Below are 21,061 nucleotides of genomic sequence, written 5' to 3' on the forward strand. Positions count from 1 at the left end.
GGGAGGGTCAGTTCGCCTCGGCGAACGCCTCGTACACGTGCTTGGGGATCCGGCCGCGGGCCGGGAGTTCCATGCCGCGGGACTGGGCCCAGGCGCGCACGGCGGCCGGGTCCGGGGTGAGCGCGGTGCGCCGGAAGGACTTTCCGGTGCGGCTCTGACGGCGGCCCGCGGCGACGAACGGGGCGAGGGCCTCCCGCAGCTTTTCCGCGTTGTCCAGCGACAGGTCGATCTCGTACGACTTCCCGTCGACGCCGAAGTGGACGGTCTCCGCGGCGGCGCCGCCGTCCAGGTCGTCGGAGAGCGTGACAACTACACGCTGAGCCATGGGTGTCAATCCTCTCGGGCAATTCGGCCGCCGGTTCGCGGGGTACGTACCGTGGCCTGATGTGCACCAACTCGCGCAAGCGCACACGGGCAGGCCTGGTGGCCCGCCGGATACGCAGCACTTGCCGCGACAGGTGGCCCTATTCTGCACCCGAAGGGGGTCGAAATCGAAGAGTCCGGCATTCTTTTCCGGATATTCACGAATCTTCGTGGGCCTCCCGGATACCGATGTGCGGGACGGGCCGATCTGTCCCCAAGTGCCGTATTCGGGTGTTCTTCGGGCGTCCACGCTCGGGGGCATGAATCACCGGAAACGGAGCGGTCCGGGCGGGGGGTCGGGGGCCCGGATCCCTTGTGGCGTAAGGGTCCTGGGTCTACGCGCGTCACCCTCCCCGGCCAGCAATGCTGCCCGAAACGGCCGGTAGTCTGGAGTTCCCCCGCCTCACCGAAGACACCACCGGGAGTGCCAGTGGCACGCGTCGTAGTCGACGTCATGCTCAAGCCGGAGATCCTCGACCCCCAGGGACAGGCGGTGCAGCGTGCACTGCCCCGTCTCGGATTCACCGGGATCACCGACGTCCGCCAGGGCAAGCGTTTCGAGCTGGAGCTGGAGGGCCCGGTCGACGACGCCGCGCTCGCCCGTATCCGCGAAGCCGCCGAGACCTTTCTCGCCAACACCGTGATCGAGGACTTCACCGTCCGGGTCGAGGAGGCGGCGAAGTGACCACCCGCGTCGGCGTCGTCACTTTCCCCGGCTCCCTCGACGACCGCGACGCCCAGCGTGCGGTCCGCCTGGCCGGTGCCGAGCCGGTCGCCCTCTGGCACCGTGACAAGGATCTCCACCAGGTCGACGCCGTCGTCCTGCCGGGCGGATTCAGTTACGGCGACTATCTGCGCTGCGGCGCGATCTCCCGCTTCTCGCCCGTGATGGAGACCATCATCGAGCAGGCGAAGCTCGGAATGCCGGTGCTCGGTATCTGCAACGGCTTCCAGGTGCTGTGCGAATCGCACCTGCTGCCCGGTGCGCTCACCCGGAACGACTCGCTGCACTTCATCTGCCGCGACCAGAAGCTGCGGATCGAGAACGCGGGCACGGCCTGGACCCGGGATTACTCGGCGGGCCAGGAAATCGTCATCCCGCTGAAGAACGGCGAGGGCCGCTTCGTCGCCGACGAGCACGTCCTGGACGAACTGGAGGCGGAGGGCCGGGTGGTCGCCCGCTACCTGGACGTCAACCCGAACGGTTCGTACCGCGACATCGCCGGCATCACCAACGCCGCCGGCAATGTCGTCGGCCTGATGCCGCACCCGGAGCACGCCGTGGAGCCGCTCACCGGTCCGACCACCGAGGGCCTGGGCTTCTTCACTTCCGTCCTGAAGCAGCTGGTGAACGCCTGATGAGCCTCGACACCGTCAAGAACGCCGAGCAGACCCCGGACACCGCCCAGCCCTGGGCCGAGCTCGGCCTCAAGGAGGACGAGTACGCACGCATCCGGGAGATTCTCGGCCGCCGCCCGACCGGCGCCGAACTCGCGATGTACTCGGTGATGTGGTCGGAGCACTGTTCGTACAAGAGCAGCAAGGTCCACCTGAAGCAGTTCGGCGAGAAGAAGCCGGATTCGGACGCGATGCTCGTCGGCATCGGGGAGAACGCCGGCGTCGTCGACGTCGGCCAGGGCTACGCGGTCACCTTCAAGGTCGAGTCGCACAACCACCCGTCGTACATCGAGCCCTACCAGGGCGCGGCCACCGGCATCGGCGGCATCGTGCGCGACATCCTGGCGATGGGCGCCCGCCCGGTCGCCGTGATGGACCCGCTGCGCTTCGGTGCGGCCGACCACCCGGACACCCGGCGCGTGCTGCCCGGCATCGTCGCGGGCATCGGCGGCTACGGCAACTGCCTGGGCCTGCCGAACATCGGCGGCGAGGTCGTCTTCGACTCCTGCTACCAGGGCAACCCGCTGGTCAACGCGCTGTGCGTGGGCGTCATGAAGCACGAGGACATCCACCTCGCGCAGGCCTCCGGCGCCGGCAACAAGGTCATCCTGTACGGCGCCCGCACCGGCGGCGACGGCATCGGCGGCGTCTCGGTGCTGGCCTCCGAGACCTTCGACGACACCAAGCCGGCCAAGCGCCCGGCGGTCCAGGTCGGCGACCCGTTCCAGGAGAAGCTCCTCATCGAGTGCACCCTGGAGATCTTCCGCGAGAAGCTCGTCAAGGGCATCCAGGACCTCGGCGGCGCCGGGCTGTCCTGCGCCACCAGCGAGCTGGCCTCGGCCGGCTCCGGCGGCATGCGGATCGACCTCGACACCGTGCACCTGCGCGACCACACGCTCTCGCCGGAGGAAATCCTCATGAGCGAGTCGCAGGAGCGCATGTGCGCGATCGTGGAGCCCGACAAGGTCGCCCGCTTCCTGGAGATCTGCGAGAAGTGGGACGTCATCGCCAACGTCATCGGTGAGGTGACCGACGGCGAGCGCCTGGAGATCTTCTGGCACGGCGAGCTCGTGGTGGACGTCCCGCCGCGCACCGTCGCCCACGAAGGCCCGACCTACCAGCGTCCGTACGCCCGCCCGAGCTGGCAGGACGCGCTGCAGGCCGACGCCCCCACCGCCGAGCGGCTGGCCCGCCCGACCACCGGCGAGGGCCTCAAGGCCGACCTGCTGAAGGTCGTGAGCCACCCGAACCAGGCCTCCAAGTCCTGGATCACCGACCAGTACGACCGCTACGTGCTCGGCAACACCGTGCTCTCGGTCGGCGAAGACTCGGGCATGATCCGGATCGACGAGGAGACCAACCTCGGCGTCTCCGTCGCCACCGACGGCAACGGCCGCTACGCCAAGCTGGACCCGTACACCGGCGCCCAGCTGGCCCTGGCCGAGGCGTACCGCAACGTCGCGGCCGGTGGTGCCAAGCCGCTCGCCGTCTCCGACTGCCTCAACTTCGGCTCCCCCGAGGACCCGGACGTGATGTGGCAGTTCGCCGAGGCGACCCGCGGTCTGGCCGACGCCTGCCTGACCCTCGGCACCCCGGTCACCGGCGGCAACGTCTCGCTGTACAACCAGACCGGCGAGGTCGCCATCCACCCGACCCCGGTGGTCGCGGTGCTCGGTGTCATCGACGACGTCACCCGTCGCACCCCGGTCGCCTTCGCCGAGGAGGGGCAGCTGCTCTACCTGCTCGGCGACACGGCGGACGAGCTCGGCGGCTCGGCCTGGTCGCAGGCCGTCCACGACCACCTCGGCGGCCTGCCGCCCAAGGTGGACCTGGAGCGCGAGCGGCTGCTCGGCGAGATCCTGATCGCCGCCTCGCGCGACGGCATGATCGACGCCGCGCACGACCTGTCCGACGGCGGTCTCGGCCAGGCGCTGGTGGAGAGCTGCCTCAAGGGCGGTCACGGCGCGCGGATCGTCGTGCCCGAGGGCATCGACCCGTTCGTCCTCCTGTTCTCGGAGTCGGCCGGCCGCGCCGTCGTGGCGGTGCCGCGCAGCGAGGAGCTCCGGTTCAACGACATGTGCACCGCGCGTGGCCTGCCGGCCGCCCGGATCGGTGTCGTGGACGGCGACAGCCTGGACGTCCAGGGGCAGTTCACCGTCTCGCTGGCCGAGCTGAAGGACGCCCACACCGGCGTCATCGAGGCCCTGCTGGCCTGACCGGCGCGCCTTCGAGGGGCGGGCGGTTCTTTCGGGAACCGTCCGCCCCTCGGCGTATGTTGGGCCCCATGCCTGCCAAGTCCCGTACGTACCAGCCGCAGAAGGTCCGCGCCGCGCTGGCCGCCCAGACCGGGGCGCTGCGCGCCGCCGTGGACGGTCTCACCCCGGAGCAGCTGGATCTGCCGACCAGGCTGGGGGACTGGCGGGTGCGGGAGCTGCTCGCGCACCTGGCCGTCCAGCTCGACTTCCTCCCCGTGCACCTGGACGACCCGCTGGAGGGGCGTCCGGCGCTGGACCTGCTGGGCTGGGTCTCGGCGGTCGGCACGGTCGCGCCGGCGCTGGACGCCCAGACCCGGGAGCGGGCGGCCGCCGGGTTCGGCGGGGACGCGGCCTCGGTGGCGGCCGCCTTCGGACGGGCCGCCGACGCGCTGACCGGGCTGCTGGAGCGGCCCGAAGCCGCCGACCCGGTACGGCGGTTGGAGATCCGGCTGGGCTCGATGCTGCTCTCCGACCTGCTGGTGACCAGGCTGGTCGAGACGGTGGTGCACGCCGACGACCTGGCCGACGCGCTGGGCCTCGCCGCCTTCCCGCACGACCGCCAGGCCGTCGCCGCCGTCACCCGGCTGCTGGCGGACGCCTTCGCCGACCGCGTCCCCGGCGGCGCGGTCGAGCTGCGGATCCCGCCGTACGCGGTCGTCCAGGCCGTTCCGGGCCCGAAGCACACCCGCGGCACCCCGCCGAACGTCGTCGAGACCGACCCGCTGACCTGGATCCGGCTGGCCACCGGCCGGACGGACTGGGCGACGGCGGTGGCGGACGCCGGGGTGTCCGCCTCCGGGGAGCGCAGCGACCTGGGGGAGCACCTCCCGATCCTGGGTTAGCCCTTGAGCTGGCCGGCCAGGGCTTCGGCGGCCTTGCGCAGCGGCTCGCCGGCGAGGGCCGGGTTCGGGGCGTCCTGGTCGGTGGTGTTCTGGTCGAGCATCAGCACCAGGTCGCCCTCGCCGTGGAGCGCGACCCGGGCGACGGCGGCCGTGCCCCCGCCCGGGGTGAGCTCGGTCTGCCCGACGGCGGGCCGGTGGGTGGAGAACTGGGACAGCTGGTCCACGCTGAGCAGCCCGGCGCGCGCGATCGAGGGGAGCATCATGCTGATGCCGTAGTCGTTCTTCGGCACGGCCAGCAGCTCGACGTCGACGGTGGAGGGGCCGACCGTGTACGAGCAGGTGATCTGGGCGTTCGGGGGAGTGGCCGGCATCTCGGTCATGGTCGGCGGGTGGGTGGCTCCCGAGGGCCAGGGCTGAGCCGGGACGCCGTCGCCGGCGTTGCCCTTGACGGAGTGTCCGTCCGTCACGGCGGGGGCGACGGCGCCGGTGATCCCGGCCTCGGACGCGGCCTTGGCGAAGTCGAGGCCGAACGGGCAGGTGCTGGACTTGCTCTTGAACAGGTCCAGGGCGGTCGACCGGACGCGGTCGTAGGAGAGCGCTCCACCGCTCGTGGCGGTGTCGGTCGAGGACGAGCAGGCGGCGGCGCCGAGCGTGATCCCGGCGATGGCGAACGCGGCGGTGAGCCTTCGGCGTTGGGCAGCGGTCATGATCGCAGGCTAGTGCGGGGCCGTCCCGTCCACTTGACGTTCAGGTCTCAACTCCGTTGCACTACGGGACGGCCGGGCCGCTCAGGTAGGTGCCGTCCGCCGAGTACGGCCAGGCGTTCGGCGCGCAGCCCTTGAGGCCGTAGATCTGCTGCATCATCGCGGGCGCGGGCTTGCCCGGGCCGGGGCAGGTCTCGTGGGCGTGGCCGATCCGGTGGCCGACCTCGTGGTTGACGATCAGCGCCCGGTACTCGTCCAGCGGGCCGCTGAACTGCGGTGAACCGGTGTTCCAGCGCTTGGAGTTGACGAGTACCTGGTTGCCGACGTTGCAGTTGACCTCGCCGTGGGTGTCCAGGCCGGAGGCGCCGCAGATCTTGTCGACGGTGGCCGGGGAGGCGATCTTCACGGTGAAGTCGTACGAGCCGCCGGCGACCAGCTGGAAGCCGTTCCTGTGGTCGTTGGTCCAGCCGCGCCGGTCGCCGAGGATGCCGTGGACCTGCGCGGCGGCGGAGGCGGCGTCGATGCCGATGCCGTCCTCGACCTCGACCCGGTAGCGGCGCACGGTGCCGCTGCCGACCGCCTTGGCGCTGGCGGGGGCGATGCTGAAGGTGCCGGAGCCCTTGGTGGGGCCGGGATCGGGCGCGGTGGGCGTGGCGGCGGGGGTCGCCGCGGGGGTCGTGGTCGGGGTGGGGGTGCCGGTGGGCGTCGGCGCCGCCGGCGCCGTGCCGGGTGACTGCTCGCCCGGCGGGGCGACGCGGGCCTGGGCGGTCGCGGCGGGGGCCGGGTCGTTTGAGGGGCGGTTCAGCGCGAAGCCGGCGACGGCCAGCAGCAGGACGGAGGCGGTCAGTGCCGTGAGCATGCTAGGGCTGATCCGGCGGCGTGACCCGCGTCGCCGCCGGCCGCTGCGAGCGTTCTTCGGTGGAGCGGCCCGCCTGCGGGCGGATCTGGCTGCGGGCACGAGCGACACTTTGGCATGCGAACGGGTGAATGTCTACATACCTGGTATGCAGCCCCGGTCCCCGGCGGCCTCCGCTGCCCAGCCCCGGGGATCGGACCAGATCCGGCAGTTGCGGGATCGTGGTCACCGTCCGGCACTGAGCGGCCCGCGGGGGCGGCCGATCACAGCGGGGCGGTTGACCCCTGGGCCTCGGATGGCAGACTGCACTGCATGGCGATTCACAAGAATCTTCTCGACGGCCCCGAACCGACCCTCCTGCCGGAGGACGAGCAGCCCTACCGGATGCTGGCGGAGGAGTCGGCCTCACCGACCCAGGTGGCGGCCGACTTCCCGGCCTTCTGCCTCGCCTGGGCCATGCTCGCCGACGACGCCTACGCGGCCGGTCGCTACGTCGAGTCGTACGCCTATGCCCGGACCGGCTACCACCGCGGCCTGGACGCGCTGCGCCGCAGCGGCTGGAAGGGCCACGGGCCGGTGCCGTGGGACCACCGCGGCAACCGCGGCTTCCTGCGCTGCCTGGCGGCGCTCGCCCGGGCGGCCGGCGCGATCAAGGAGACCGAGGAGGAGGCCCGCTGCTGGCAGTTCCTGAAGGACAGCAGCTCGGAGGCGTACGCGGAGCTCAAGCAGTAACTCAAGCAGTTGCCGGCCCAAGCGGCAGCGACCGCGGAGCTCGAGCGGTAGGGACCGCCGAGCCCGAGCGGTAGGACGCCCGAGCAGTAGGACCACATGACCGTGCCCCCGGCGGAGGACCGCCGGGGGCACAGCCGTTGTCACGCTCGTTTCAGCGGGCTCACTTCAGGCGCTTGCCGGCCGAGCGCAGCTGCTCGGCGGCCTCGACCACGCGGGCGGCCATGCCGGCCTCGGCCAGCTTGCCCCAGGTGCGGGGGTCGTAGGTGTTCTTCTTGCCGACCTCGCCGTCGACCTTCAGCACGCCGTCGTAGTTGGCGAACATGTGGCCGGCCACCGGGCGGGTGAAGGCGTACTGGGTGTCGGTGTCCAGGTTCATCTTCACGACGCCGTTCTCCAGCGCGGTGGCGATCTCCTCGGCGGTGGAGCCCGAGCCGCCGTGGAAGACGAAGTCGAACGGGTCGGTCTTGCCGTACTGCTTGCCGATCGCGTCCTGCAGCTCGCGCAGCAGCTCCGGCTTCAGCACGACGTTGCCCGGCTTGTACACGCCGTGCACGTTGCCGAAGGAGGCGGCCAGCAGGTAGCGGCCCTTCTCGCCCAGGCCCAGCGCCTCGGCGGTGCGCACGGCGTCGTTGACGGTGGTGTACAGCTCGTCGTTGATCTCGTGCGAGACGCCGTCCTCCTCGCCGCCGGTCGGGGTGATCTCGACCTCAAGGATGATCTTGGCGGCGGCGGCCTGGGCCAGCAGCTCCTGGGCGATGGCCAGGTTGTCGGCCAGGGTCTCGGCCGAGCCGTCCCACATGTGCGACTGGAACAGCGGGTTCTCGCCCTTGGCCACGCGCTCGGCGGAGATCGCCAGCAGCGGGCGGACGTAGCCGTCCAGCTTGTCCTTCGGGCAGTGGTCGGTGTGCAGCGCGACGGTGACGTCGTACTTGGCGGCGACGATGTGCGCGAACTCGGCGAGCGCGACCGCGCCGGTCACCATGTCCTTGTTGTGCTGGCCGCCCAGGAACTCCGCGCCACCGGTCGAGATCTGGATGATGCCGTCGCTCTCGGCCTCGGCGAAACCACGCAGGGCGGCGTGCAGGGTCTGCGACGAGGTGACGTTGATGGCCGGGTAGGCGAACTTGCCCGCCTTGGCCCGGTCCAGCATCTCGTTGTAGACCTCGGGAGTTGCGATGGGCATGCGATCCGCTCCTGTCGGGTTGCGGCGTACGGACGGTGCTGTCCGACGCTGTGTACGCCTTCGTGACGACTCCGTGCCGGCCCGCCGACGCGCGGCGCTGCGGTGTGGCTCTCCGGCACCAAGGTTCGAGGCGGCCTCCGCGGTACGACCATGAGGGTGGTGGGCCGACGCGGGGGCAGGACGCCGGTGCCATCTTCCCAGACTCGTGCCCGCAGGTCAGCAGGAGCCCGCCTGTCGGAACGTCGAGCCGGGATGCTCGGCCGGAAGCCGTCGCAGGGCTCGGCCGGAAGCCGTCGGCAAGGTACGCCCGCTATCCTGCGCCCGTGGACTACAACCTGGCCGTCAATCTGCTCGACGCCAAATCCCTGATCTCGTCCCTCGGCGCCATCGGGCTCATCGCGATCATCTTCGCGGAGACCGGCCTGCTGGTCGGCTTCTTCTTCCCGGGTGACTCGCTGCTGATCCTCGCGGGCGTCGCCGCCTCGAACGCCGCCTCCTCGGTGCTCGGCGACGGCGCCAAGCTGCCGATCGCCGTCCTGCTGGTCGGCTGCCCGATCGCGGCGATCGCCGGCGCCCAGCTGGGGCACCTGATCGGCGCCAAGGTCGGGCCGAGGATGTTCGACAAGCCCGATTCCAAGATCTTCCGCCGCGAGTACGTGGTGAAGGCGGAGGAGTACTTCAACAAGTTCGGCTCCGGCAAGGCCGTGGTGCTGGCCCGCTTCATGCCGATCATCCGGACCTTCCTGAACCCGGTCGCCGGCACCCTGGAGATGCCCGCCAAGACGTTCTTCCTGTGGAACGCCATCGGCGGTGTGCTCTGGACCGAGTCCATGCTGCTGATCGGTTACTTCTTCGGCGACGCGCTCGCCCCGGTGATCGACAAGTACCTGATCCCGGCGGTGCTGCTGATCGTCCTGCTGTCGATCTCGCCGATCCTGATCGAGGTCATGCGGGAGCGCCGCAAGAAGAAGGCGGGCGTCGCCGACACCGCCGCCGAGACCGCGCAGAGCGGCGGCGGGCGGCACCGGCGCGGCTGAGGTCGAACGGCTGGGTTCAACGCGAAGGGCCGGGCCGTTCCACGTGGAACAGCCCGGCCCTTCGCGTTGTCCGTTCGGGCTCGATGGGGTCAGAGGCCCAGGTCGTCCAGGTCGTACGCGGTCACGTACTCCAGGCCCTGCTCCTCGACGGCACCCGCGCCACCGCGCTCGACGATCACCGCGACGCCGACCACCTCGGCGCCCGCCTCGCGCAGCGCCTCGACGGCGGTCAGCACCGAGCCACCGGTGGTGGAGGTGTCCTCGACCGCCAGCACCCGGCGGCCCTTCACGTCCGGGCCCTCGATCCGGCGCTGCAGGCCGTGCGCCTTGCCCGTCTTGCGGACCACGAAGGCGTCCAGCTTCTGCCCGCGCGCGGCGGCGGCGTGCAGCATCGACGTGGCCACCGGGTCGGCACCCAGGGTCAGGCCGCCGACGGCGTCGTACTCCAGGTGCGAGGTCGCGTCCAGCATCACCCGACCGACCAGCGGGGCGGCCTCGCCGTCCAGCGTGATCCGGCGCAGGTCGACGTAGTAGTCGGCCTCCTTGCCGGAGGAAAGGGTGACCTTGCCGTGCACGACGGCCTTGTCCTTGATCTGTGCCAGCAGGGCGTCGCGGTCGTTGCTCATGAGCGTTCAGTCTAGGGCCTGTCCTCAGACCCCCGCCTGCCCCGCCGCGCGCGGCGCTTTCGGCTGAGGCCCTAGCGGCGGCGCAGCGCCCTCACCAGCACCACGGCGCCGCCCAGCAGTGCCACCGAGCCGCCGATCACCCACGGCACCGCGTTGCGGCCACCGCTGCCCGGCACCACGATGCCGCCGGCCTCGCCGCCCCAGCGGGACGCCGCCCGGGCCCGCGCACTGCGGGGCGGCATCGCCGGGGCGTACCGGCCACGCGGCGGGGCGTGGTCCACCTCCTCGGCCGAGCGGCCGACGATGCTGCGGCGGACCGGGCCGCTGAGCTCCGGCTCGTCCTCGTAGGCGAACAGCGGCTCGACGGGCACCTCCTCGGCGACCTCGTCCGTGCGGCCGCCGCCCTCGGCCCCGCCGTCCTCGCCGTCCTCGTGGTCGTCGGCGGAGCCGGTGGGGAGGCCGAAGCGCTCGGCGTCGGCGTCGGAGAAGGCGATCAGGTCGGAGAGGTCGTCGTCCAGGTCGTCACCGGGCAGGTCCTGGCGGTCCTCGATGGAGACCACCTCGGCCTGGGTCCCGGTCTCCTCCCCGGTCTCCTCCCCGGCTTCCTCGCCGGTCTCCTCCCCGGCCGACTCGTCCGCCGGTTCGGCGTCCTGGGAGGTGAGCGCGGCGGCGAAGCGCTCCAGCAGACGGCGGCCGGTGGCGTCGAGGGTCTCGGCGTCGAACTCGGTCAGCCGGCCGGTGGCGCTCAGATCGCCGGTGAAGCGGATCGCCGCGGTGCCCTCCTCGGCGCCGTCCACGACGCTGACCCGAACGGTGGCGGTCGCCTCGCCGCCGCCCCGGGCCTCCTGCCCCTCGGCGAGCACGGTGAGCACACCCTCCCGGCCCTCGATCAGCGACAGCACGCCCTTGTAGGTGATCGTGGAGCCGCCGACCCGCAGCTTCAGCCGCCCGCCGATCTCCTCGGCCGACCCACTCCCGACCGCCGCCGGCTCGGTGCTCAGCCCCGGCACACTCCGCGCCAGCAGCGCCGGATCCTGCAAGGCCTCCCGCACCAGCTCTGCGGACATCGGGACGACAACCTCATGCTCCATGTCAAGGAGCCTACCGACTGGGCCCGGCCCGGTCCCTACCTACCGCCACCCGACTTTCCCCCACCCCACCCATCACGGCCCGCACCCCGCTACTCCCGTCGGGAACAGGCCCTTTCGCTGCCGGGCGGGCCCGCCTCTCCTCAGCGCAGCCCCAGCAGGGTCAGTGGCGCCGGGGGGCGGGTGGGGCGGAGGGAGGTGAGGTGGGCGGTGGAGGTGCGGAGGGTGTCGGGGGTGAGGGCGCGGGGCGGTGGGGCGTCGGGGGCGAGGGCGAGTGGGGGTTGGGTGGCGGCGGCGAGCAGGAAGTCCTGGGTGGTGTCCGCGGGTCCGGGGCGACAGGTGGCGGTGGAGCTGCCCAGGACGGCGTACGGGGTGGTCCGCAGGCCCGCCGCGCGGAGGCCGGACTCGATCTGCCACAGGCCGCCCTCGTCCCCGCCGGCCCGGACGGCGATCCGGCCGCCGGGGGCGAGCAGCCGGGCCGCGAGGCCGTAGAACTCCTGGGAGTGGAACTTGACCGGCCCGCCGTCCGAGGGGGCGGGCAGGTCGGCGAGCACCACGTCGTACTCCGCGTCGGGCGCACCGCGCAGCCAGGCCATCGGGTCGGCCGCGATGGTGCTGACCCGGGGGTCGTCCAAGGAGTGGCCGGTGAGGTCGGCGAGCCCGGGGTCGGTGCGGGCGAGCCGGGGGAGGGCCGGGTCGGCGTCGACCAGCCGGACGGAGTGGACGCCGCGGTGCCGGAGCACCTCCCGCAGGGCGAGGCCGTCGCCGCCGCCGAGCAGCAGGACCCGGGTGTCCGGCCCGGCGGCCATGGCCGGGTGGACGAGTGCCTCGCTGCCCCGGTACTCGTCGGGTCCGCAGACCGTGAGTCGTCCGTCGAGGTAGAGCCGGAGCGGGCCCTCGGCGGGGCCGGTGAGCACGATCTCCTGGTACCGGCTGCGGGTGGCGAAGCGGATCTGGTCGCCGTAGAGGGCGTGCCGGGCGGCGCGTTCGATCGTGTCGGAGCCGACGGCGGCGGCCGCGAGCAGGGTGAGGACGACTGCGCAGCCGAGCCAGAGCAGGCGTCGTATCCGGGGGGCTGGTTCCTCGCGGAAGAGCCAGAGCACCACGGCGGCTCCGGCGACGGCGTTGACCGCTCCGGTGAGCAGGGCGCCGTCGCCGGGCCCGAGGCCGGGGAGGATGAGGAAGGGGAAGGCGAGGCCGCCGATCAGTGCCCCCACGTAGTCGGCGGCGAACAGGTCGGCGGCGGCGCGGCCGGCGTCCTCGCGGCGGATCCGTTGGATGAGGGTCATCAGCAGCGGGATCTCGGCGCCGATCAGGATGCCGATGACGCAGGTGAGGCTGACCGTCGCGGCCTGGTAGCGGCCGATCCAGGCCCAGCAGGAGTACAGGGCGAGGACGGAAAGTCCGCCGGTGAGCGCGAGGGCGCATTCGATCAGGGCGAAGGCGGTGGCGGGCCGGCCGGTGAGCCGTTTGGCGAGCAGTGAGCCGAGGCCCATCGCGAAGACCATCACGGAGAGCACGACCGAGGTCTGCGTGACGGTGTCCCCGAGCAGGTAGTCGCCGAGCGCCACGAGTTCGAGCTCGTAGACGAGTCCGCAGGCCGCACAGACGAACGCGGCCAGCAGGACGGCCAGGCGGGCGAGCCGGGGGCGGGATCGCAGCCGGGATCGACGGCGGGCGGGCAGGGGGGTGAGGCTTCGCCCGGTCAGGGGTGGGGTGCCGTCGTCGAGGTCCACTCGCGGGCGTGCGGGCGGACCGGCCGGATGGTTGATCACGAACAAACGCTAGGGGACGTGCGGGACGGATAGCTGCGCCCATCCGACGGACAGTGTGGGCCCTTGGATTGACGAACCGTTCCTGCGTACGATTCGTCGGCTCGCGCCGTGTGACGTATGACCGGATCGGTGCTCCCGCCCGGGCCTCGGGCGGTCACGCCCCCGACACCACCAGCGAGGAGCGGGTGCAGACCAGCTGCCCCTCCTGCGGGTAGGCGTGCCAGGTCCGCCAGAGCAGCCGGTCCGTGCCGCCCTGGGTGACCAGCGCGGTGAAGGCGCTCGGGTCGCCCGGGAAGACCCCGGCGAGGCCGCGCGGGTGCCCCTCGACCAGGGCCAGCAGTTCCTGGGCGCGGGCCGCGAAGTCGTGCGGGGGCAGGGCCTCGATCCGGGCGGCGAACTCGTACTCCCAGCCCCCGACCTGTTTGGCCACCCGGGCGGGCAGCGGGGTGCGGCGGCCGGGCAGGCAGGCGACGGTCTCCAGACAGCGGCCGGGGGCGGCGTCGATCACCACCTGGTGCGAGGCGCCCAGCAGGCGCAGCTGGAGGGTGCCGGGGGTGCCGGGGCGGCCACCGTCGAGTCTGAGGTCGCGGACCGCGAGCGCGGGCAGCGGTTCGCCGCCGAGGCACCAGGCCAGGTCACCGGCGCGGGTGTCCGTGTAGGAGGTCTGCAGTGTGGTGAGCATGCTCGGCTCCGCGTTTCAGCTCCGTGCGCGCCCGCCGAGCAGCAGCGAGTAGGCCTAGGCGATGGCGAGGCTGTTCGTGGCTGTGCGGCCCTGGGCGCGGCCGACCGTGGAAGGAAGGATTCCGGCTGGAGATTCAGCAGCAGAGAAGCACGAATACGCCGGGTCCGTCGGTGATTTACCCATCCTTGTCAAGCATTCACCGTTTCGAGCACACCTGCTTCCCGGCTCTGATCGACCCGGTGTGCGACTCTGCACAGCGCGCGCCCCTGCAACCGGCCTGTGCGCCGTGCGCGCCGGGAGTGCGCTGTCCGCGCGCTTTACGCGCCGCCGCCTTCCACGCACCGGGCGTGGAGGGCGGACGGGTGTGCCAGGGAGGTCGGCTGAATTGCCTCCTTGGCAGCAAATGAGCATGCCACCCAGGTGAGTTGATGGTCAGTCAAACCTGATGTCGGGCCAGAATTGCTTCCGTTCGAGGGGGCGCGCGAGCGCTCAGAGGCGCCGCAGTAGCGCTACGACCTCCTGGAGCACCTCGTCCTTTTTGCAGAAAGTGAAGCGGACCAGGCTACGGCCCGCAGAAACCGTCTCGGAGTGCCACGAGATCAGATAGCGTGCGCGGCTATGGGGGAGCTGATAGTGATCAGGCACGGCCAGACCGAGTGGAGCCTGTCGGGCCAGCACGCTGGACGGACCGACGTCGCGCTGACCGCAGCGGGCGAGGCTGCGGCCAGTGCTCTCGCTCCGAGGCTGGCCAACCGCCGTCTGGTTGCCGTGTTCAGCAGCCCGCTGAGCCGCGCCATGCGGACGGCTGAGCTCGCCGGACTGACCGGCGCCAAGCCCGATCCCGATCTGCTGGAGTGGGACTACGGCGGCTATGAAGGCATGACCGCAGAGCAGATCCGCGAGGCGAGGCCGGGCTGGGACCTGTGGCGCGACGGCGTCATCGCCGGTGACGCCGACCATCCCGGCGAGGAGCTCCGGCAGGTTGCCGCACGCACAGACGCGGTGCTGGACCGCATCCGTCCGCTGCTGAGCGAGGGCGATGTCGCCGTGGTCGCACACGGCCACCTGGCGCGCGTGCTCACCGTGCGCTGGCTCGGCCTCGACGCGTCCGCGAGCCGACTGCTCGGCCACCCGCATCCGGGCACTCTCAGCTTCCTGGCCACCGAAGACGGGCAACCCGTCATCTCCGCTTGGAACGTCCCGTAGGGCAAGGCCGCCGCGTCACATCTGACGTGACAGGCGCCGGAAGCAGATGAGTGCCGCGGCGCCGGCGGCGTCGGGGTCTCGCGGTTTGCGATCTCGGTCGGCGGGCTGTCGCGCGTGCGCCGGCAGGGGATAGATGTCGGTCGACACTGCCTGACAACCTGGCTAGGGTCGCAGGCGTGAGGATCAAGTTGAACGACGCTGCCCGCAGGCTTCTTGACGATGTGAATCCTGCGGTGCTGGCCACCTTGAACCCCGACGGCAGCCCGCAGACCTCGGTGGTCTGGGTCGCCCGGGACGGCGACGACCTGCTGCTCTCTTCGGCAGCCGGCCGCCGCAAGGTCACCAACATGGAGCGCGACGCGCGGGTCAGCCTGACGGTCTACGACCGGGCCGACCCGCTGCGATACCTGGAGGTGCGCGGCACCGCGACGGTGGCCGAGGACCTGGGCCGGAAGGTCGCTGTCGCACTGGCCGAGCAGTACGAGGGGCCCGGCGCGGGCAAGGAGTACCTTGAACTGCCGCCGGAAGTGGTGCGGGTGGTCGTCAGGATCGCCCCGCAGCGGCTGGTCGGCACCTTCGCCGACTGACTGATTTCAAGATGGCACAGGCTCCGTGATCGACATCAGGGAAATGCGACACACCTGGGATATCGACTCTCCGCCAGGCTGAACCAATAGCCCTACGGGCGGCCACCCGGCGGATGGCCGCCCGTAGAGCCTCGGTCAGGCCCGTGGGCGCAATGTCCAGGTACGCCTGCACCGGCTCGAAGAGCCCGTACGGCACGTACTCGGGGATCTCGGCGAGTGCCACCCACGCGAGGGCGTCCAGCTCGTCCGTGTCCACCGCCTCGGCGGTACCGCTGACGATCTCGCAGGCCGTGTACGGCATCCACCGGCCGGTCTCCGGGTGGACGCGCTCGCCGAGGAGCTTGATGGCGGCCCATCGCCGGTGCCACCTGTGCCCGCACCGCACTCCGGGCTGCCAGGACCGGGCTGGGTATCGGTCGGCAGGCGGCTCCGGCGGCAGGGCAGGCGTGCTGGTGAGACCGCCCTTGGGCGGCCTCACCAGCACCCGTCAGAGCTGCTGGAGCCGGGCCACAGCTTCGGTGATCACATCATCGCGCTTGCAGAAAGTGAAGCGGACGAGGGATCGACCGGCCTCGGTGTTGTCGTAGAAGACGACGTTGGGGATGGCGACGACGCCGCAGCGCTCGGGGAGGGAACGGCAGAACTCCAGGCCGTCCTTCTCTCCGAGCGGGGTGATGTCGGTGGTGATGAAGTACGTGCCCTCCGGGTGGAAGACCTGGAAACCGGCTGACGCGAGGCCGTCGGCGAGCAGATCGCGCTTGCGGAGCAGGTCGGCGCGGAACGAGTCGAAGTAGCTGTCGGGGAGCCGGAGGGCCTCGGCGACGGCGTACTGGAACGGGCCCGCGCTGACGTAGGTGAGGTACTGCTTGGCCGTGCGGACCGCCGAAATCAGGGCCGAGCCGGCCGTTACCCATCCAACCTTCCAGCCGGTGAACGAGAAGGTCTTGCCGGCCGAGGAGATGGAGACGGTGCGCTCGCGCATGCCGGGCAGGGCGGCGATGGGGTGGTGGCCGGTGGCGAACACGAGGTGTTCGTACACCTCGTCGGTGACGACCAGCAGGTCGTGCTCGACGGCGAGCTCGGCGATGGTGGCGAGCTCGTCGGGGTTGAGGACGAGTCCGGTCGGATTGTGCGGGGTGTTGATCAGCAGCAGCCGGGTGCGCGGGGTGATCAGGGTGCGCAGCTCGTCCAGGTCGGGGCGGAAGGACGGCGCGCGGAGGGTGAGCGGCACGCGGGTGGCGCCGGCCATGGCGATGCAGGCGGCGTAGGAGTCGTAGAACGGCTCGAACGCGATCACCTCGTCGCCCGGCTCCAGCAGCGCCAGCAGGGCGGCGGCGATGGCCTCGGTGGCGCCGGCGGTGACCAGCACCTCGGTGTCCGGGTCGTAGGTCAGGCCGTGGAAGCGCTGCTGGTGCTCGGCGACGGCCTGCCGCAGCTCGGGGATGCCGGGGCCGGGCGGGTACTGGTTGCCCCGGCCCTCGCGCAGGGCCCGTACGGCCGCTTCGCGGACCTCCTCGGGCCCGTCGGTGTCCGGGAAGCCCTGCCCGAGGTTGATCGAGCCGGTGGCCGTGGCCAGGGCCGACATCTCGGCGAAGATCGTCGTTCCCATCCCGGCCAGTCGGCGGTTCAGCAGCGGCCTGGTACCCATCGGTGGCTCCTCACGCGTCGTCGTCGCGCCCATCCTGGGACAGCCGGGGGCCGGGGACAAGGACGGCCCGCCACCGCGACGTGAGCGCGGTGGCGGGCCGTACGGGGGGAAGCGGGGTCAGGCCTCGTCGGAGCCCTCGTCCTCGCCCTCCTCGCCCTCGATCTCGTTCTGCAGGCCCAGGCGCTCGACGATCCACTGCTCGAAGCCGACCGCGGCCTGGGTCCAGTTCGCGGTGGTGGTGACGAAGTAGTCCAGGTTGACGCCGGTGCCCACGATCATCTGGGCCTCACCGATCAGACGGACCACGCCGTCCTCGTGGGTGTGGGTGTAGACCTTCGGCCAGAGGGTCTCGCGGTTCCACTCGTCGATCAGGTCGAGGATCTCGCCCTTCTTCTCCAGCGGGTACGCGCGGTCGTAGAAGGCGCGCACCGCGAAGAGCTCCTTCTGCTCGCCGCGGAACATGTAGTAGACGCGGAAGCCCTCCCAGGGGGCGGTGAGGTCGCCCTCCTCGTCCACGACGTGCTTGAGCTGCATCTGGTCGAGCAGCTGGGTGACCAGACCCTGGTCCGGGACGATGATCGGCGGAGGGCCGGCCGGCCGCCCGCCCTGGCCACCGGGCTGGCCGCCTCCGGGTACGCCGAAGGACGGGATGGACGACGGGTCGATGCTCATGGGGGTCCTCTTCCTCAGTGCACGTGGTGGCCGGCAATGAGAGGCCGCCCTTTCCACCTCCCATCCTGCCTCATTCGGGGCCTCGCTCACAGGGGCACCCGGGGGCGCGTCGATCTTCCTTCGGCGTGTGGCGGGCACCGGTCGCCCAGGGTGCCCGGCGGGCGGCGGCCGGGCGGCGCGCCGGGTGCGCGGGTGAGCCAAGTCACGCGCCCGGTGCGCGGGTTCGGCTGCCGTACCGGCCGGATGCGGTTAGCGTGCGACGGAACTCGCCGTTGGCAACGTCCTTATCCGATGGGCGAGTTGATGTTATTTGAGCTGAAGGGGGGAAGCGGGATGGAGCGTACGGTGACCGGGGAGGGTGCCTCGCTCGGGAGGCTGCTGCGGAACATCCGGCTGGAGCGGGGGATGACGCAGGAGCAGTTGGGGGAGGTGTCGGGACTGAGCGTGCGGTCGATCCGCGACCTGGAGCGGGGGGTGTCCTGCCCGCGGGTTTCCACGCTGCGGCTGCTCACCCAGACGTGGAACCTGCCGCAGGGGCAGGGGGCCGAGCTGCACCAGCTGGCGCGCACCTGGCGGGACCGCTCGCGGCGGCAGCGGCGGGGCGCGGCGGACTGACCGCGGGGAGCCGACCGGCCACGGGGAGTCGGCACGACGCGGTTCGGGCCGCTCCGCGCGCCTGAGCGCGGGGAGCGGCCCGTACCAGCCCGTACTGGCCCATACCGGCCCTTCCGGTGTTACTTCTCCAGCCGGCCCCGACCGCGGACGGTGAGGCGGTCGCTCGCCTCGTCCCGCTCGACCAGGACGGTGTCCCCGTCGTGCACCTGGCCGGACAGGATCGCCCGGGCCAGCTGGTCGCCGATCGCGGACTGCACCAGCCGGCGCAGCGGGCGGGCGCCGTACGCCGGGTCGTACCCGGTGAGCGCCAGCCAGTCCCGGGCGGCCTCGGAGACGTCCAGGGTGAGCCGCCGCTCGCGCAGCCGCTCGCCGAGGCGGGCCACCTGGATGTCGACGATCCGGCTGAGCTCGCCGGTGCCCAGCGGGTCGAAGACCACGATGTCGTCCAGCCGGTTGAGGAACTCCGGCTTGAACGCGGCCCGGACGGAGTCCAGCACCAGGGCCTTCTTCTTGTCCTCGGGGATGGCCGGGTCCACCAAGTACTGGCTGCCCAGGTTGGAGGTGAGGATCAGGATCGCGTTGCGGAAGTCCACCGTGTGGCCCTGGCCGTCGGTGAGCCGGCCGTCGTCCAGCACCTGGAGCAGGACGTCGAAGACCTCCGGGTGGGCCTTCTCCACCTCGTCCAGCAGCACCACGCTGTACGGGCGGCGGCGGACCGCCTCGGTGAGCTGGCCGCCCTCCTCGTAGCCGACGTACCCGGGCGGGGCGCCGACCAGGCGGGAGACCGAGTGCTTCTCGCCGTACTCGCTCATGTCGATCCGGACCATCGCCCGCTCGTCGTCGAACAGGAAGTCGGCCAGCGCCTTGGCGAGTTCGGTCTTGCCGACACCGGTCGGGCCGAGGAACAGGAAGGAGCCGGTCGGGCGGTCCGGGTCGGCGATGCCCGAGCGGGTGCGGCGCACCGCGTCCGAGACCGCCTGCACGGCCTCCGCCTGGCCGATCAGGCGCCTGCCCAACTCCTCCTCCATGCGCAGGAGTTTGGCGCTCTCGCCCTCCATCAGGCGGCCGGCCGGGATGCCCGTCCAGGAGGCGACCACATCGGCCACGTCGTCCGGGCCGACCTCCTCCTTGACCATCGACGCCGAGGCATCCTGGTCGGCGGCGCGATCCTGGGCGTCGGTGAGCTCCTTCTCGGCCGCCGGGATCTCGGCGTACATCAGCTTGGACGCCCGCTCGAAGTCCCCGTCGCGCTGGGCCCGTTCGAGCGCACCGTGCAGGTCGTCCAGCCGCTCCTTGAGCTCGCCGACCCGGTTGAGGCTCTTCTTCTCCTGCTCCCAGCGCGCCGTCAGCACGCTCAACTGCTCGTTCCGGTCGGCGAGATCGCGCCGCAGCCGGGCCAGCCGGTCGATCGAGGCCTGGTCCGACTCCTTCTCCAGGGCCAGCTCCTCCATCCGCAACCGGTCGACGGCGCGCTGGAGTTCGTCGATCTCGACCGGGGAGGAGTCGATCTCCATCCGCAGCCGGGAGGCCGCCTCGTCGACCAGGTCGATCGCCTTGTCGGGCAGGAAGCGGGAGGTGATGTAGCGGTTGGACAGGGTGGCGGCGGCGACCAGGGCGGCGTCCGAGATCTGCACCTTGTGGTGCGCCTCGTACCGGCCCTTGAGACCGCGCAGGATGGCGATCGAGTCCTCCACGCTGGGCTCGCCGACCAGCACCTGCTGGAAGCGGCGCTCCAGGGCCGGGTCCTTCTCGATCCGCTCGCGGTACTCGTCCAGCGTGGTGGCGCCGACCATCCGCAGCTCGCCGCGGGCCAGCATCGGCTTGAGCATGTTGCCCGCGTCCATCGCCGAGTCGCCGCCGGCGCCCGCGCCGACCATGGTGTGCAGCTCGTCGATGAAGGTGACGACCTGGCCGTCGGAGGCCTTGATGTCGTTCAGGACGGCCTTCAGCCGCTCCTCGAACTCGCCGCGGAACTTGGCGCCGGCCACCATCGCGCTGAGGTCCAGCGCGACCAGCCGCTTGCCGCGCAGCGACTCCGGCACGTCGCCGGCCACGATGCGCTGGGCCAGGCCCTCGACCACGGCGGTCTTGCCGACGCCGGGCTCGCCGATCAGCACCGGGTTGTTCTTGGTCCGGCGGGAGAGCACCTGGACCACCCGGCGGATCTCGTGGTCACGGCCGATCACCGGGTCGAGCTTGCCGTCCCGGGCGGCCTGGGTGAGGTCGGTGCCGTACTTCTCCAGCGCCTTGTAGGTGCCCTCCGGGTCCGGCGAGGTGACCCGGCCGCTCCCCCGGACGTCCTTGAAGGCGGCGAGCAGCGCCTTGGGCGTGGCGCCCTGCTGCACCAGCAGCTCGGCCACCGGCCCGCCCTCGGCGGCCAGGCCGACCATCAGGTGCTCGGTGGAGACGTACTGGTCGTCCAGGTCGTCCGCGCGCTTGCCGGCCTCGGTGAGCACGGCGAGGGTGTCCCGAGCGAGCTGCGGGGCGGCGACCGTCGAGCCCATCGCGCTGGGCAGCGCGGTCAGCTGGCGGCGCGCCTCGGCGTCGATCCGGGCGGCGTTCGCCCCGACCGCCTCCAGCAGGGGCCGGGCGATGCCCTCGGGCTGCTCCAGCAGGGCGATCAGGATGTGCACCGGCTTGACGTCCGGGTTGCCGTCCGCGCCCGCCTGCCGGATCGCGGCGGACAGGGCGTCCTGCGTCTTGGTGGTGAACTTGCTCGCGTCCACTGCTGGGGGATCCTCCCTCGTCGTCCTTCACTACTGCCACGTACAGCATGCACTAACTTGAGTCTA

20 protein-coding genes and 1 pseudogene are annotated in these 21,061 nt (G+C 71.7%); 9 read left to right on the forward strand and 12 right to left on the reverse strand.

Annotation, left to right across the window (positions count from 1 at the left end):
* Positions 1-7 precede the first annotated feature (7 nt).
* Entirely contained in the window at positions 8-325 is a 318-nt protein-coding gene (locus tag ACZ3UD_RS06045; RefSeq protein ID WP_238860361.1) for a histone-like nucleoid-structuring protein Lsr2, read from the reverse strand.
* 468 nt (positions 326-793) lie between these two features.
* Between ACZ3UD_RS06045 and purS the strand changes: the two genes are divergently transcribed.
* The 4 genes from purS (at position 794) to ACZ3UD_RS06065 (ending at position 4,858) form a co-directional block, all read left to right on the forward strand.
* Positions 794-1,048, forward strand: coding sequence for a phosphoribosylformylglycinamidine synthase subunit PurS (purS, locus tag ACZ3UD_RS06050; protein WP_465582730.1), 255 nt, complete (start codon positions 794-796; stop codon positions 1,046-1,048).
* On the forward strand, positions 1,045-1,722 hold the full coding sequence (gene purQ, locus ACZ3UD_RS06055; RefSeq protein WP_465582732.1) for a phosphoribosylformylglycinamidine synthase subunit PurQ: 678 nt from the start codon (positions 1,045-1,047) through the stop codon (positions 1,720-1,722). Before purS ends, purQ begins: the two co-directional genes overlap by 4 nt.
* Complete coding sequence (purL, locus tag ACZ3UD_RS06060) at positions 1,722-3,977, forward strand: phosphoribosylformylglycinamidine synthase subunit PurL (RefSeq protein ID WP_465582734.1); 2,256 nt, start codon at positions 1,722-1,724, stop codon at positions 3,975-3,977. Before purQ ends, purL begins: the two co-directional genes overlap by 1 nt.
* Positions 3,978-4,045: 68 nt before the next feature.
* On the forward strand, positions 4,046-4,858 hold the full coding sequence (locus ACZ3UD_RS06065) for a maleylpyruvate isomerase family mycothiol-dependent enzyme (protein ID WP_465582736.1): 813 nt from the start codon (positions 4,046-4,048) through the stop codon (positions 4,856-4,858).
* Here the strand turns inward: ACZ3UD_RS06065 and ACZ3UD_RS06070 are convergent.
* Positions 4,855-5,565 (reverse strand): hypothetical protein, encoded by a 711-nt coding sequence (locus ACZ3UD_RS06070; RefSeq protein ID WP_465582738.1) that lies wholly within the window; start codon positions 5,563-5,565, stop codon positions 4,855-4,857. The two genes, ACZ3UD_RS06065 and ACZ3UD_RS06070, sit on opposite strands and share 4 nt — an antisense overlap.
* A 61-nt stretch (positions 5,566-5,626) precedes the next feature.
* Positions 5,627-6,421, reverse strand: coding sequence for a DUF3152 domain-containing protein (locus ACZ3UD_RS06075; protein ID WP_465582740.1), 795 nt, complete (start codon positions 6,419-6,421; stop codon positions 5,627-5,629).
* 309 nt (positions 6,422-6,730) lie between these two features.
* Between ACZ3UD_RS06075 and ACZ3UD_RS06080 the strand changes: the two genes are divergently transcribed.
* Positions 6,731-7,150 carry a DUF3151 domain-containing protein gene (locus ACZ3UD_RS06080; RefSeq protein ID WP_465582742.1) on the forward strand — a complete coding sequence of 140 codons (420 nt, stop codon included), beginning with the start codon at positions 6,731-6,733 and terminating at the stop codon, positions 7,148-7,150.
* Positions 7,151-7,310: 160 nt separating this feature from the next.
* Here ACZ3UD_RS06080 and fbaA read toward each other — a convergent pair whose 3' ends face one another.
* Complete coding sequence (fbaA, locus tag ACZ3UD_RS06085; protein WP_380608809.1) at positions 7,311-8,333, reverse strand: class II fructose-bisphosphate aldolase; 1,023 nt, start codon at positions 8,331-8,333, stop codon at positions 7,311-7,313.
* 323 nt (positions 8,334-8,656) lie between these two features.
* Here fbaA and ACZ3UD_RS06090 point away from each other — a divergent pair, with 323 nt between their 5' ends.
* Positions 8,657-9,370: a DedA family protein gene (locus ACZ3UD_RS06090; protein WP_465582744.1), complete on the forward strand. Its 714-nt coding sequence runs from the start codon at positions 8,657-8,659 to the stop codon at positions 9,368-9,370.
* A gap of 89 nt (positions 9,371-9,459) precedes the next feature.
* Here ACZ3UD_RS06090 and pyrE read toward each other — a convergent pair whose 3' ends face one another.
* From pyrE to ACZ3UD_RS06110, 4 genes are all read right to left on the reverse strand, one after another.
* The gene (gene pyrE / locus ACZ3UD_RS06095) at positions 9,460-9,996 is read right to left on the reverse strand and encodes an orotate phosphoribosyltransferase (protein WP_465582746.1); all 537 of its coding nucleotides are present in this window, start codon (positions 9,994-9,996) and stop codon (positions 9,460-9,462) included.
* Between the two features lie 71 nt (positions 9,997-10,067).
* The gene (locus tag ACZ3UD_RS06100) at positions 10,068-11,087 is read right to left on the reverse strand and encodes a CoxG family protein (protein WP_465582748.1); all 1,020 of its coding nucleotides are present in this window, start codon (positions 11,085-11,087) and stop codon (positions 10,068-10,070) included.
* 140 nt (positions 11,088-11,227) lie between these two features.
* Positions 11,228-12,859: a polyamine aminopropyltransferase gene (locus ACZ3UD_RS06105; RefSeq protein WP_465582750.1), complete on the reverse strand. Its 1,632-nt coding sequence runs from the start codon at positions 12,857-12,859 to the stop codon at positions 11,228-11,230.
* A 154-nt stretch (positions 12,860-13,013) separates the two neighbouring features.
* Positions 13,014-13,541: a DUF2617 family protein gene (locus tag ACZ3UD_RS06110; RefSeq protein ID WP_465582752.1), complete on the reverse strand. Its 528-nt coding sequence runs from the start codon at positions 13,539-13,541 to the stop codon at positions 13,014-13,016.
* A 618-nt stretch (positions 13,542-14,159) separates the two neighbouring features.
* Here ACZ3UD_RS06110 and ACZ3UD_RS06115 point away from each other — a divergent pair.
* Positions 14,160-14,747 carry a histidine phosphatase family protein gene (locus tag ACZ3UD_RS06115; protein WP_465582754.1) on the forward strand — a complete coding sequence of 196 codons (588 nt, stop codon included), beginning with the start codon at positions 14,160-14,162 and terminating at the stop codon, positions 14,745-14,747.
* Between the two features lie 176 nt (positions 14,748-14,923).
* Positions 14,924-15,334, forward strand: coding sequence for a PPOX class F420-dependent oxidoreductase (locus ACZ3UD_RS06120; RefSeq protein WP_465582756.1), 411 nt, complete (start codon positions 14,924-14,926; stop codon positions 15,332-15,334).
* Between the two features lie 154 nt (positions 15,335-15,488).
* Here the strand turns inward: ACZ3UD_RS06120 and ACZ3UD_RS06125 are convergent.
* The 3 genes and pseudogenes from ACZ3UD_RS06125 to ACZ3UD_RS06135 form a co-directional block, all read right to left on the reverse strand.
* Positions 15,489-15,686 (reverse strand): annotated as a pseudogene (locus tag ACZ3UD_RS06125) (NUDIX hydrolase); the annotation flags it as partial.
* A gap of 135 nt (positions 15,687-15,821) precedes the next feature.
* Entirely contained in the window at positions 15,822-16,982 is a 1,161-nt protein-coding gene (locus ACZ3UD_RS06130; protein WP_465582758.1) for a pyridoxal phosphate-dependent aminotransferase, read from the reverse strand.
* Between the two features lie 117 nt (positions 16,983-17,099).
* The gene (locus ACZ3UD_RS06135; protein ID WP_380608803.1) at positions 17,100-17,654 is read right to left on the reverse strand and encodes a type III secretion system chaperone family protein; all 555 of its coding nucleotides are present in this window, start codon (positions 17,652-17,654) and stop codon (positions 17,100-17,102) included.
* A 333-nt stretch (positions 17,655-17,987) separates the two neighbouring features.
* Between ACZ3UD_RS06135 and ACZ3UD_RS06140 the strand changes: the two genes are divergently transcribed.
* Positions 17,988-18,269 carry a helix-turn-helix domain-containing protein gene (locus ACZ3UD_RS06140; protein ID WP_465582760.1) on the forward strand — a complete coding sequence of 94 codons (282 nt, stop codon included), beginning with the start codon at positions 17,988-17,990 and terminating at the stop codon, positions 18,267-18,269.
* A gap of 119 nt (positions 18,270-18,388) precedes the next feature.
* Here the strand turns inward: ACZ3UD_RS06140 and clpB are convergent, their stop codons facing one another.
* Positions 18,389-20,995 (reverse strand): ATP-dependent chaperone ClpB, encoded by a 2,607-nt coding sequence (gene clpB / locus ACZ3UD_RS06145; RefSeq protein ID WP_465582762.1) that lies wholly within the window; start codon positions 20,993-20,995, stop codon positions 18,389-18,391.
* Positions 20,996-21,061: the final 66 nt, after the last annotated feature.

The organism is Kitasatospora sp. NPDC023118 (genome assembly GCF_055560875.1).

Bases quoted from the DNA above. Each gene is read 5' to 3' on its own strand.
- ACZ3UD_RS06045 (WP_238860361.1), bottom strand. From the start codon at position 325: ATGGCTCAGCGTGTAGTTGTCACGCTCTCCGACGACCTGGACGGCGGC.
- purL (WP_465582734.1), top strand. From the start codon at position 1,722: ATGAGCCTCGACACCGTCAAGAACGCCGAGCAGACCCCGGACACCGCC.
- ACZ3UD_RS06065 (WP_465582736.1), top strand. From the start codon at position 4,046: ATGCCTGCCAAGTCCCGTACGTACCAGCCGCAGAAGGTCCGCGCCGCG.
- ACZ3UD_RS06070 (WP_465582738.1), bottom strand. From the start codon at position 5,565: ATGACCGCTGCCCAACGCCGAAGGCTCACCGCCGCGTTCGCCATCGCC.
- ACZ3UD_RS06075 (WP_465582740.1), bottom strand. From the start codon at position 6,421: ATGCTCACGGCACTGACCGCCTCCGTCCTGCTGCTGGCCGTCGCCGGC.
- ACZ3UD_RS06080 (WP_465582742.1), top strand. From the start codon at position 6,731: ATGGCGATTCACAAGAATCTTCTCGACGGCCCCGAACCGACCCTCCTG.
- fbaA (WP_380608809.1), bottom strand. From the start codon at position 8,333: ATGCCCATCGCAACTCCCGAGGTCTACAACGAGATGCTGGACCGGGCC.
- pyrE (WP_465582746.1), bottom strand. From the start codon at position 9,996: ATGAGCAACGACCGCGACGCCCTGCTGGCACAGATCAAGGACAAGGCC.
- ACZ3UD_RS06100 (WP_465582748.1), bottom strand. From the start codon at position 11,087: ATGGAGCATGAGGTTGTCGTCCCGATGTCCGCAGAGCTGGTGCGGGAG.
- ACZ3UD_RS06110 (WP_465582752.1), bottom strand. From the start codon at position 13,541: ATGCTCACCACACTGCAGACCTCCTACACGGACACCCGCGCCGGTGAC.
- ACZ3UD_RS06115 (WP_465582754.1), top strand. From the start codon at position 14,160: ATGGGGGAGCTGATAGTGATCAGGCACGGCCAGACCGAGTGGAGCCTG.
- ACZ3UD_RS06130 (WP_465582758.1), bottom strand. From the start codon at position 16,982: ATGGGTACCAGGCCGCTGCTGAACCGCCGACTGGCCGGGATGGGAACG.
- ACZ3UD_RS06135 (WP_380608803.1), bottom strand. From the start codon at position 17,654: ATGAGCATCGACCCGTCGTCCATCCCGTCCTTCGGCGTACCCGGAGGC.
- ACZ3UD_RS06140 (WP_465582760.1), top strand. From the start codon at position 17,988: ATGGAGCGTACGGTGACCGGGGAGGGTGCCTCGCTCGGGAGGCTGCTG.